Source organism: Stappia sp., from assembly GCF_048261845.1.
Taxonomy (GTDB): domain Bacteria; phylum Pseudomonadota; class Alphaproteobacteria; order Rhizobiales; family Stappiaceae; genus Stappia.
Map to the genome: position 1 here is coordinate 1 of NZ_JBLXFR010000089.1, position 10,507 is coordinate 10,507.

The 10,507-nt window shown below is 67.2% G+C and carries 10 protein-coding genes; 4 read left to right on the forward strand and 6 right to left on the reverse strand.

Annotation, left to right across the window (positions count from 1 at the left end):
• Nucleotides 1-109: 109 nt before the first annotated feature.
• Nucleotides 110-1,432 (forward strand): OpgC family protein, encoded by a 1,323-nt coding sequence (locus tag ACN0T5_RS20150; RefSeq protein ID WP_417770404.1) that lies wholly within the window; start codon nt 110-112, stop codon nt 1,430-1,432.
• Between the two features lie 4 nt (nt 1,433-1,436).
• On the opposite strand, the gene ACN0T5_RS20155 is transcribed toward ACN0T5_RS20150, so the two are convergent.
• The 4 genes from ACN0T5_RS20155 to ACN0T5_RS20170 form a co-directional block, all read right to left on the reverse strand.
• A complete protein-coding gene (locus ACN0T5_RS20155) occupies nt 1,437-2,339 on the reverse strand; it encodes an alpha/beta hydrolase family esterase (protein WP_417770405.1) in 903 nt (300 codons plus the stop codon).
• Nucleotides 2,340-2,469: 130 nt separating this feature from the next.
• The gene (locus tag ACN0T5_RS20160) at nt 2,470-2,643 is read right to left on the reverse strand and encodes a hypothetical protein (RefSeq protein WP_417770406.1); all 174 of its coding nucleotides are present in this window, start codon (nt 2,641-2,643) and stop codon (nt 2,470-2,472) included.
• Nucleotides 2,643-3,650 (reverse strand): cytochrome d ubiquinol oxidase subunit II, encoded by a 1,008-nt coding sequence (gene cydB, locus ACN0T5_RS20165; RefSeq protein WP_417770407.1) that lies wholly within the window; start codon nt 3,648-3,650, stop codon nt 2,643-2,645. Before cydB ends, ACN0T5_RS20160 begins: the two co-directional genes overlap by 1 nt.
• A 4-nt stretch (nt 3,651-3,654) precedes the next feature.
• Nucleotides 3,655-5,079, reverse strand: a complete 1,425-nt coding sequence (locus tag ACN0T5_RS20170) for a cytochrome ubiquinol oxidase subunit I (RefSeq protein ID WP_417770408.1) — start codon at nt 5,077-5,079, stop codon at nt 3,655-3,657.
• Nucleotides 5,080-5,386: 307 nt separating this feature from the next.
• On the opposite strand from ACN0T5_RS20170, the gene ACN0T5_RS20175 reads away from it, so the two are divergent.
• Entirely contained in the window at nt 5,387-6,157 is a 771-nt protein-coding gene (locus ACN0T5_RS20175) for a sterol desaturase family protein (RefSeq protein WP_417770409.1), read from the forward strand.
• Nucleotides 6,158-6,238: 81 nt separating this feature from the next.
• On the opposite strand, the gene ACN0T5_RS20180 is transcribed toward ACN0T5_RS20175, so the two are convergent.
• Nucleotides 6,239-7,048, reverse strand: coding sequence for a potassium channel family protein (locus tag ACN0T5_RS20180; RefSeq protein ID WP_417770410.1), 810 nt, complete (start codon nt 7,046-7,048; stop codon nt 6,239-6,241).
• A 187-nt stretch (nt 7,049-7,235) separates the two neighbouring features.
• Here ACN0T5_RS20180 and ACN0T5_RS20185 point away from each other — a divergent pair, with 187 nt between their 5' ends.
• Nucleotides 7,236-7,532, forward strand: a complete 297-nt coding sequence (locus tag ACN0T5_RS20185; RefSeq protein ID WP_417770411.1) for a hypothetical protein — start codon at nt 7,236-7,238, stop codon at nt 7,530-7,532.
• Nucleotides 7,533-7,671: 139 nt separating this feature from the next.
• On the opposite strand, the gene ACN0T5_RS20190 is transcribed toward ACN0T5_RS20185, so the two are convergent.
• The gene (locus ACN0T5_RS20190) at nt 7,672-8,727 is read right to left on the reverse strand and encodes a dipeptidase (RefSeq protein WP_417770412.1); all 1,056 of its coding nucleotides are present in this window, start codon (nt 8,725-8,727) and stop codon (nt 7,672-7,674) included.
• 249 nt (nt 8,728-8,976) lie between these two features.
• Here ACN0T5_RS20190 and ACN0T5_RS20195 point away from each other — a divergent pair.
• Nucleotides 8,977-10,507: aminotransferase class I/II-fold pyridoxal phosphate-dependent enzyme (locus ACN0T5_RS20195; RefSeq protein WP_417770413.1), on the forward strand; the 1,531-nt coding region annotated here is incomplete at its 3' end.

Here is a 10,507-nt window from a genome sequence, read left to right on the forward strand (position 1 = left end):
TCCCGGTGGATGCACGTCCCCGTCGCCCGAATTGGGCCATGATCGGCGGGTGAATGGGCACGAATTCCGGGAACCGGGAACCGGGAAACGAACAGGAGACTGGCGGATCGTGAACGTTCATGCAAAACCGACTGCCGCCGTACCGAGGCCGCGCGACCCGCGGCTCGATTTCTTTCGCGGCATCGGCATGTTCATCATCTTCGTCGCGCATCTGCCGAACAATACCTGGACCCTGTGGATCCCGGCCCGGTTCGGCTTTTCCGACGCCACCGAGATGTTCGTCTTCTGCTCGGGCATGGCCTCCGCCATCGCCTTCGGCAAGGTCTTCGACCAGCACGGCTGGTTGATGGGCGTTGCCCGTGTCGGCCATCGCGTCTGGCAGGTCTATTTCGCCCATGTCTGCCAGTTTCTGGTGATCGCCGCCGGTCTCGTCGCGATCCAGCGCAGCGGCTATCTGGAGGCCTGTTGCGGCCTCACCGAGAACTATGTCGGCTCGCTCAACCTCTGGCATTTCTTCGAGCGCACCGGCGAGAACCTGCCCGGTCTGCTGACGCTCACCTATGTGCCCAACTATTTCGACATCCTGCCGATGTACATCGTCATCCTGCTGCTGCTGCCGGTGATGATGGCGGTCGCGCGCGTGTCGAAGCCCGCCGTCTTCGGCCTGATGGCAGCCCTCTGGCTCGCCGCCGGCTTCGGGTTTCTCGACCTGCCGGCCGAACCCTGGTCGGACCGCTCCTGGTTCTTCAATCCCTTCGCCTGGCAGCTTGTCTTCTTCACCGGCTTCGCCCTGATGCGCGGCTGGCTGCCGGCGCCGCCGGTCAACCGGGGCCTGATCGCCGTCGCCGCCGTCGTCGTTGTCGCCTCCGTGCCCTTCGCCTGGCATGTCGCCTACAACGCCGTGCCGGAGCTCTTTGCAGCGCGCGATGCGGTGATGCCCTTGTGGGACAAGACGACGTTCGGCCTGCTGCGCTACGTGCATTTCCTGGCGCTTGCCTATCTCGCCTGGATCGCCGTCGGCGCCGGCGGGAGGTATCTCGTTGCCGACAATCTCTGGGGGCGCGCCGTGCGCGTCGTGCAGCGGGTCGGCCAGCAGTCGCTCGCCGTCTTCCTGGCAAGTCTGGTTCTCGCCCAGGCAGTCGGCATCCTGCGGGACATGGCCTGGGGGCGCGGTGATCCCTTGATGGAGCTGCTGGCCAATCTCGGCGGCTTCGCCGGGCTCATCGCCGTCGCCTATCTGGTCTCCTGGTTCAAGAAGGAGCCCTGGCGCCGGCCGCGCATCGCGCAGTCCCCTGCCCAGCCGGTGAACGCGGGTCCTGCCGGGATCTCGGCTCCGGCTCCTTCCAGGGCCGGTTCGCCGGCACGGGCCGGGTCGGCGCGCGGGGCGGATGGCGCCGGAAAGCGCGTCCGTCAGGACGAGCCGGCCGAATAGAGGCTCAAAGGTCCCAGCCGAGCCGGTTGCCGAGCGCCCGCCAGGCCCGCTCCACCCACTCCGCGCGCACGGCATGCCCGCCCTTGTGCAGGCAGACCTCGAGAAGGCCGGCGCCGTTCCTGGCCTCCTGACGCTGGCAGGCTAGGCCCTCGGGCGGCGCGGCTTCGGGAAAGTCGCGCGGCAGGCCGGCCTTGTCCTGCCAGACGGCAAGGCTTTTCGCCACATCCGACTGCCGCCACGCATCGCCGATCGGCCGGCCTTCCAGCGGCACGGTGCGGTCGCCCGTCCCGTGCACATGGAACAGCGCCGGCACGTTCGAGGGACAGGTCTGCGGCACCGGATCCCAGAAGGCGCCGGCGATCGGTGCGTATCCGGCAAACAGCTCGCCGTGATGGCAGGCAAGGTTCCAGACCATCGAGCCGCCCATGGAAAAGCCGGTTGCCATCATCCGGTCGCGGCGCAGCGCAAACCGCGTCGTCAGGTCATCGACAAGCGCTTCGAAGAAGGCGAACTCGTCGCGCAGCTGCCGGGGGGCGCCCGGATAGGACCAGGTTCCGCCTTCGCCCTGCGGCGCGATGAAGGCAACGCCGAGCCGGTCGGCGAGCCGCGCCCATGCCTGGTTGCGCATTTCCGCCTCCGCCGATCCGCGCCAGCCATGCAGGAAGACGATGGCGCCGACGGGCGGCGTTCCCTCCCGGTCCCGGGGCAGGCGGATCCGGTCCTCCCCGCCCTCGATGCGGCAGGGGATCTCGATGCCGCAGTCGGCCCCGGAATCGGTCCCGGCACCTGTGGCCGCCGGCGAATGCAACGTGAGAGCGGCCAGCGCGGTCGCCAGAGCGGTCGCCAGAGCGGTCATCGTCGCGGTCATCAGCGCGGCAACGGGCACATGTCGACGGCGTTGGATCATTTGCGCTCCTGACAGGTTGACGGGCACCTGCACCGAACAGTTGGTGCAAGGATGGCCGCGCCCGTCTCCGGAGCAAGGGGAAACAGGCCGCCCGCCGCTCACGCTTTGGTGAGGGTGTCCCGGGCCGGCGTCACAGGATCGCCCAGCGGATCGCCCCGGCAACGAGCGTCAGCACCGTCACGCCGGCGACCCACAGGAAGACGAACCAGGCCAGTTTCCGGGCAAGGCCGCCGTCCCGGCCGCCGTCCCGGTCGTGCTCGCCCCGCGCGTCCTGCCGTTTCCCGCCGGCCGTCACCTGCGCCATCAGTGGTAGCCCTCGTCGGGCCGGACCTTGCCGCGGAACACCCAGTAGGCATAGCCGCTATAGGCCAGGATCATCGGGATCAGCACCGCCGCGCCGACGAGCAGGAACAGCAGCGAGCTGTCGGGCGCGGCGGCGTCCCAGATGGTGATCGCCGGCGGTACGATATTGGGATAAAGGCTGATCCCGAGCCCGGCGAAGGTGACCAGGAACAGGCCGAGGCTTGCCAGGAACGGTGTCGCGTCGCGGGTCGATGCGAGGCTGGTGAACAGCAGCACGGCAAGGCCCAGCACCATCAGCGGCACCGGCGCGGTATAGAGGATCTGCGGGAAGGCGAACCAGCGCGCCGCGATCTGCGGGTCGAGCGCCGGGGTCCACAGGCTGACGATGCAGATCATCGCCAGCATCAGCCCGCCGAGCAGCCGCGCCTTGGCGCGGAAATGCGCCTGCATCGGCCCCTCGCATTTCCAGATCAGCCAGGTCGCACCGAGCAGCGCATAACCGATGACGACGGCAATGGCGGTCATCACCGAGAACGGTGTCAGCCAGTCGAGCCAGCCGCCGGCATAGGCCCGGCCTTCCACCTCGATGCCCTGCACGATGGCGCCGAGCGCAAGTCCCTGCGCCAGGGCCGCCGTCAGCGAGCCGAGGAAGAAGGACACGTCCCAGATCCAGCGTCGCTCGGGCGGCGCCTTGAAACGGAACTCGAAGACGACGCCACGGAAGATGAGGCCGAAAAGCATGGCCATGATCGGCGCGTAGAGCGCCGGCATCAGCACCGCATAGGCGAGGGGGAAGACCGCGTAGAGCCCGCCGCCCCCCAGCACCAGCCAGGTCTCGTTGCCGTCCCAGACCGGGGCGACGGAGTTCATCATCACGTCGCGCTCGCTCGAGGAGCGGGCGGTGGGGAACAGGATGCCGATGCCGAGGTCGAAACCGTCGAGCACCACATAGAGGAAGACGGAGGCGGCGATGAGCAGGGCCCAGACGAGGGCAAGGTCGATGTCCATCTCTCTACTCCGCCGGTTGGGTTTTGGAACGCTCGGCATAGGCCGCAGCCGGGGTGACGCCGGCGGCGCGGGTCGGTGCGCCGGGTTCCGGTCCCCCGGCGTCGCCTCCGGGCGTTTTCGCCATCGATTTCAGCAGGTAGCCGGTGCCGATGCCGAAGACGATGAAATAGACCACGATGAAGACCACAAGCGAGGTCGCCACCGCAGGTGCGTCGACCGGCGACAGGCTGTCCGCCGTGCGCAGCAGCCCGTAGACCGTAAAGGGCTGGCGGCCGACCTCCGTCGTGATCCACCCGGCGAGCACCGCGATGAAGCCGGCCGGTCCCATGAGAAGCACCGCCCCGTGGAAGAGCGGCGTGTCGGCAAGCCGGCCGCGCGCCCTCAGATAGAGGCTCCACAGGCCGATGCCCAGCATGGCGAAGCCGATGCCGACCATCACCCGGAACGACCAGAAGACGATGGCCGCGTTCGGCCAGTCCTCGCGCGGGAAGTCCTTCAGGCCCGGCACCCGCCCGTCGAGCGAGTGGGTGAGGATCAGGCTGCCGAGCTTCGGGATCTCGACCTTGTAGCGGGTTTCCGCCGCCTCCATGTCGGGCATGCCGAAGAGGATCAGCGGCGCGCCTTCCTCGCTCTCGAAATGCCCCTCGATCGCGGCGATCTTGGCCGGCTGGTGCTCCAGCGTGTTGAGGCCGTGCTGGTCGCCGGCGAAGATCTGCACCGGAGTGACGATCGCGGCCATCCACATCGCCATCGACAGCATCACGCGCGCGCCCTGGTTGTCTCCTGCCGCCTTGCGCCTGCCCTTCAGGAGGTGCCAGGCGCCGACCGCACCCACCACGAAGGCGGTCGTCAGGTAGGCGGCCAGCATCATGTGCACCAGCCGGTAGGGGAAGGACGGATTGAAGACGATCTCGAACCAGTTTTCCGGGATGAACTGGCCGGCCTCGTTGATGGCGTAGCCGGCCGGCGTCTGCATCCAGCTGTTGACCGACAGGATCCAGAAGCCGGACAGCGCCGTGCCGAAGGCGACCATGACGGTGGCAAGGAAATGCAGCCGCGGCCCGACCCGGGTCAGGCCGAACAGCATGATGCCGAGGAAGCCGGCCTCCAGGAAGAAGGCGGACAGCACCTCGTAGCCCATCAGCGGCCCGAGCACCGGTCCGGTCTTGTCGGAAAAGACCGACCAGTTGGTGCCGAACTGGTAGGTCATGACGATGCCCGAGACGACGCCCATGCCGAAGGCGACGGCGAAGATCTTCAGCCAGTACTTGAACAGCGTCAGGTAGACGTCCCGCTTGGTCGCCAGCCACAGCCCCTCCAGCACCATCAGGTAGCTGGCGAGCCCGATCGTGAAGGACGGGAAAATGATGTGGAACGAGATGGTGAAGGCGAACTGGAACCGGGCCAGGTCGAGTGCGGAAAAATCCATGCTGCCGTCTCCATCGTCTCTCGGGCTGTTCGGTGGCCGGCGCTGTCCGACATCCCGGATGCGCACCGGCATCCGCCGGCTCCTGCGTGACGCGCGCACCCTTGCACGCGTCTGACGAGAATAGTGTGTCGGCAGGCGGTTATGCCCATGCGACAGATTGAAGCCTGGCGGCCCCGGCCGCAAGCCCGCAGGCTGGACAGGGCGGCCCGTGAACGGTGCGGGCGGGATATGGCCGCATTTCGGACCTTCCCTTCCAAACAGGGTTGAAACCTTCTACAGTTGCCGCGATGCAGCATCGGGGTGCCGAATGATTTCGCTTCCGCTGGGTTGGACCGGCTTCCTGGCGGTGTGGGCCGCATCCTACATCGCACTCGTGATCCTGTATTTCGGGTCCGGTCTCGTGCTGGTCGCGCTGAACCGCCGCCATCCGGAGCGCCGCATCCAGAAGCAGCGGCGCTCGGACCGGGTCCGCTCCGAGATCCGCCAGAGCCTCGTCGCCCTCGTCTCGATCGCGGGATATGTCGCCGGCGGTCTCTGCCTGCCGGCCAACGGCTATGCGCTGTTTCAGCCCGGGGAACTGACGCTTGTCTCCTTCCTTGGCTGGTCTGTCGTCTCCGCCATTGCCTATGACACCTGGTTCTACTGGGGGCACAGGGCGATGCACACCAAGGCGCTGTTCCGGTTTCACGCCCTGCATCACCGCTCCATCACGCCGACGGTCTGGGCCAACAATTCGGACGGTTTTGTCGGCACCATGATCGAGCAGGGCTACTTCCTGGTGGCGCCGCTGCTTCTGCCGATTCCTCCGCTCGTGCTGGTCCTGCACAAGCTCTACGATCAGGCGAGTGGAATGGTCGGCCATTGCGGGTTCGAACATGTCGCCTCGCCGGGCGCGCGCAAGCCCTGGCCGCTTGTCTGCACCACCTTCCACGACCAGCACCACTCGAATTTCCGCTGCAACTTCAGCAACACGTTCTCCCTCTGGGACCGCTTCATGGACACGCTCCATCCGGCCTATGATCGCAAGGTCGAGGAGATGGAGCGCCCCGTGTCCGCAACGCCGCGCGACGGCGCCTGACGCCGGGTGCCTGACGCCGGATGCCTGACGCCGGATGCCTGACGCCGGGCGGCTTGCGCCCGCGCTAAAAGCTCGATGCGCTCACATGCCCTCGGTCGGGATGTTCAGCGTCAATCCGCAATGCTTGCAGTGGACGGCATCGGGATCGTGCCTGCTCAGCCCGCAGTCGGGGCATTTGTGGATGACCTTCTGCGGCCGGAAGATCGTCTGCACCAGCCGCAGGAACAGCCCGACGCCGAAAATCATGATCAGCACGGTGAGGAGGCGCCCGTATTCGTCGGTCATGGTGATGTCGCCGAAGCCGGTGGTGGTCAGCGTCGTCACCGTGAAATAGAGCGCGTCGAGATAGGTGTTGATGCCCGGATTGCGGTGGCCTTCGGTCACGTAGACCAGTGCGGTGACGACGAAGACGAAGACGATGAGGTTCACCGTCGACTGGATGATTTCCTCGTTCTCCCGGAAAAACCAAGAGAATTCCCGTGCCTCGCGCAGCAGGTGATAGGAGCGCATCAGCCGCAGCATGCGCACGACCCTGAGGAAGGCGAGGCTTTCGAAAAAGGCGCTGGCAAACAGCGAGGCGATGACGATCAGGTCGGCCAGCGCGGTGAACTCGAACACGGCTCTCCGGGGCCGGGCGGCGGCAACCAGCCGCAGCACGTAGTCGACAACCAGCACACCGCCGATCATGTAGTCGATGCGGTGATCGATATCGCTCGGATCGTAGGTCGTCGAAACGATGAAATAGGCGATCGTCACCAGGTCGAAGGCGATGAGCGCCAGTCGCCAGCGCCGCGAGGTCGCGTCCGTGCCGAAATACAGGCGCCGGATGCGGGCCTGTGCCCGGCGGAAGGCGGTGGAGGTCTCTTCGTCGGGTGTGGCGTTGATGGTCATGGCGCGATGAGACCGCAGGCACCCGGCCGCGTCAATTGTCCTGATTGCGCGGGCGCGGAAGGACCGATCGGCACCCGGAAAAACATCGGCTTTTGACTCTTTGGCGAATCGGCGCAAACTTTTCGTTAACCATTTCAGTTTCGGGCGTCGCAAAATGGCGGCGGCGATCGGGTTCCGGGAGTTCTCCATGTCTGGTTTTGTCACTTCGCTGCCGACGCTCAATGACAGCCTGCGTTTCGCCGAGCAGCATGTCGGCGACATCCTGCACACGCCGAAATCGCCGGACGGCGCCGCCTATCGCTTCATCGTGCGCGGCACCGGCCGCTTCGGCAACGGCGCCAGGAGCGGCAGCCCCAGCGAGGTGCTGGCCACGACCCGCCGCGAGGCGGAGTTGCGCCGGCTCCATGCGGTCGCCACCAGCATCGCGCAATATCTGGAAGAGCGCATCGAGGCGGAAACGCCGGGCCTGCCGTTTCACCAGTAGTGCGGCACGGCGCGTTGCGCGCCGACGGCCAAGCCTGCCAAAGCCTGCGGGGGCATCGTGCACTGCCCGGATGCGGTGCCCGGATGCGGTGCCCGGATGTTGGTCCCGGATGTCGGCCCAAGGGCTCGACAAGGGGCGCTCACGCCCAGGTTCTCTCCAGCACCGACAGCCAGTTCTTCCAGGCGATCTTTTCGATCAGCTCCTCGCCATAGCCGGCATCGCGAAAGGCCTGCAGCAGCACCGGCAGTCCCGCCACGTCCGTGATCGCCCGTGGCACCAGGCAGCCGTCGAAATCCGATCCGAGCGCCACCCCGTCCTCGCCCAGTCGTGCGATCATGTGGTCCATGTGCCGCACCATGACATCGAGCGCCGTGTCGGAGCGGTGACCGCCGTCGGGGCGCAGGAAGGCCACATGGAAGTTGAGGCCGGCAAGGCCGCCGCTCTCGGCGATGGCGTCGAGTTGCCGGTCGGTCAGGTTGCGCGCCGACGGACACACCGCGTGGGCATTGGAATGCGAGGCGACCAGCGGCCGGTCGCTCAGGGAGGCGACGTCCCAGAACCCCTTTTCCGTCAGGTGCGACAGGTCGATCATGATTTTCAGCCTGTTGCAGGCGCGTACCAGTTCCCTGCCCGTGTCGGTCAGGCCGGGGCCGCTGTCGGGCGAGGCCGGACAGGTCATCGGGGCGCCGTGGCCGAAGATGTTTGATCGGCTCCACACCGGGCCGAGCGAGCGCAGGCCCGCCGCGTGCAGCACCTCCAGGGCGACGAAGTCCGGGTCGATCGCCTCGGCTCCCTCGACATGCAGCACCATCGCCAGCGAGCCCGCGTCCATCGCCGTGCGAATGGCTTGCACGTCGCGGCAGATGCTGACGTCGCCGGCGGCCTCGCGCTCCAGCCGGAACGCCCTGGCAGCCATGCGCAAGGTGAAGGCAAGCGCCGCGGGCTGCTGGACTTCGGCGAAGTTGGCCGGGTCCTGCGGGTCGTAGCGCAGGTTCATGTCCTCGCCGAGGCGGGAGGGCACATACATGGCGAAAAGCCCGCCTGCGAAGCCGCCCGCCCGCGCCCGGGGCAGGTCGATATGGTCGCGCGGGGCACGCTCGAGGAAGGAGCGCTCGCGCGGCGTCCCGGCACCCAGTTCCAGCTTCAGCAATGTGTCGTTGTGCCCGTCGAAGACGGGGACGGGGGCAGCCACCATTGGGGAGATCCTTGTCGTTCGGGCACGGGTGCCTGGGCACTTTGGGGTGGCCGGAGTGTCGCCGCCGGCTTCACCGCTGGCAAGTGCCGGCGTGACAGCCGGGGAGCGCGGCAGGTTCCGTGGTCTCATAATTATTGTTGATTGAATAATAATTAAAAATACACTTTGAGGTTGCAATTCCGTAAGGTCCGTGATGGGATTGTCAGAACAGTTTCAGTATAGAAATTTTACGGCGTATTGGGTGAAGGCATGTTCGTCGAGCGGCTGGCCGATCCTCCCGAAGGTGAGGCCTATCGAAAATTGCAGCGCGCGCGCCGGGCCCTGATGGGGGTGGACGAGGCCGGGTTTCCCTGTTCTCCGGGCATGTTCGATGCCGGTGTGGTCTCTTTCGCCCATGGTGAGGGGGTGCGGCGTCCCTGGCACGGTGCGGTGCGGGCGGCGCAATGCGCCCTCCTGGATGCGGATGGCAGTCCGATCGAGAACTACATGTTCCTGCGCCCCTTTCCCGATCTGGAAACCGCGATCCGCGATGAATTCATCCGCAACGGCGTTCCCGAAAACCTTGCCGGTGAAGTTGTTCTCGATGCCGGATCGACCCGGCTGATCGTCGCGGCCCTCGCGCTGGCGACCCGCGACGGGGCGGAAATCGTCACGGCTCCGGGCTTCTATCATCCGCTCGCCGGTTGGTGCGCCCATCTCCGGCGCGCCCTGCATGTCGTGCCCGGCGAGCGCTCCGGCGGCTACAAGCTGACGGCCGGGGCGCTGGCACGTTTCCTCGCCGGCCGCCGGTCCGGGGTGCCGCCGGTCCTGCTGCTGTTCAATCCGACCATGACCGGCGCGGTCTATTCCCGGTCCGAGCTCGAGGCCATTGCCGGCGTGCTGCTGGCCCATGACATGATCGCTGTCGAGGATGCGCTTTTCGCCGGATCCGAGCATGATCCGGCGACCTGCCGGGCGCGGCTGGCGGCAACGCCGGCCGGGTCCCGCTGCCTGACGGTTGCCGGTGCCAGCAAGCTGCATTGCCTTGCCAACCTGCGTATCGGCTGGGGCTGCGGTCCGGCCTGGATGATCGCGGCGCTGAAGGACTTCATCACCTCCTCCTCCGCCAGCCTGCCGCATGTCGGCAAGGCGGCCGCGCTCGGCGCGCTGCAGGCGCCGGCGCGCTTCATCCGGCGCAATGTCACGGAATGTCGCGACCGCATCGCGCTGGTCGAGGAGCTTGTCGGCAAGCTCGATGCGCGGTTGCGCCGTGCAACGGGCAGCCCCTCGCAGGTGGTCGAGGTCGGCCATCCGGTCGCCGCCGGACATTCGCTCCTGATCGAATTCCCGGGCCTCGAAGGCCATGCGGGTCCCGACGGCGCCCCGCTGGTCGACGGGGCGGACCTCACGTCCTTCTTCCTGCGCGAGGCGGGTGTCGCCTTCGCGCCCGCGCTTTCGCACGGTTTCGACGGGCTCAAGCTGCGCGCCAATGTCGCCTCTCTTGGCACGCATCACACATATCCGGCCTCGCGAAGCTTCGAGCCCGAGCCGCCCGCCGGCTGGGGCGACGCCGAGGAGCGCGCCTTCGACGAAGGCTTCGCCAGGGGGCGGGACGAGATCTCGGCGGCCTTTGCCGAGCGCATCGAGCCGGCCCTCCTGCGCCTGCTTGCCCCCGCCCGTCCGGCCAGGGCCGCGCGTCCCGTGCCCCGCCGCGGGAGGTCGCCGGGCGGGGGCGCCGCCCCTGCAGGAGCCGACACATGTCCCGTGGCCGGCTGCTCCGGCTGGTCCCGCCCACCCCCCC

Coding starts and splice junctions, on each gene's coding strand:
- ACN0T5_RS20185 (WP_417770411.1), top strand. CDS start 7,236: ATGTCTGGTTTTGTCACTTCGCTGCCGACGCTCAATGACAGCCTGCGT.
- ACN0T5_RS20180 (WP_417770410.1), bottom strand. CDS start 7,048: ATGACCATCAACGCCACACCCGACGAAGAGACCTCCACCGCCTTCCGC.
- ACN0T5_RS20155 (WP_417770405.1), bottom strand. CDS start 2,339: ATGATCCAACGCCGTCGACATGTGCCCGTTGCCGCGCTGATGACCGCG.
- ACN0T5_RS20170 (WP_417770408.1), bottom strand. CDS start 5,079: ATGGATTTTTCCGCACTCGACCTGGCCCGGTTCCAGTTCGCCTTCACC.
- ACN0T5_RS20160 (WP_417770406.1), bottom strand. CDS start 2,643: ATGGCGCAGGTGACGGCCGGCGGGAAACGGCAGGACGCGCGGGGCGAG.
- ACN0T5_RS20190 (WP_417770412.1), bottom strand. CDS start 8,727: ATGGTGGCTGCCCCCGTCCCCGTCTTCGACGGGCACAACGACACATTG.
- cydB (WP_417770407.1), bottom strand. CDS start 3,650: ATGGACATCGACCTTGCCCTCGTCTGGGCCCTGCTCATCGCCGCCTCC.
- ACN0T5_RS20175 (WP_417770409.1), top strand. CDS start 5,387: ATGATTTCGCTTCCGCTGGGTTGGACCGGCTTCCTGGCGGTGTGGGCC.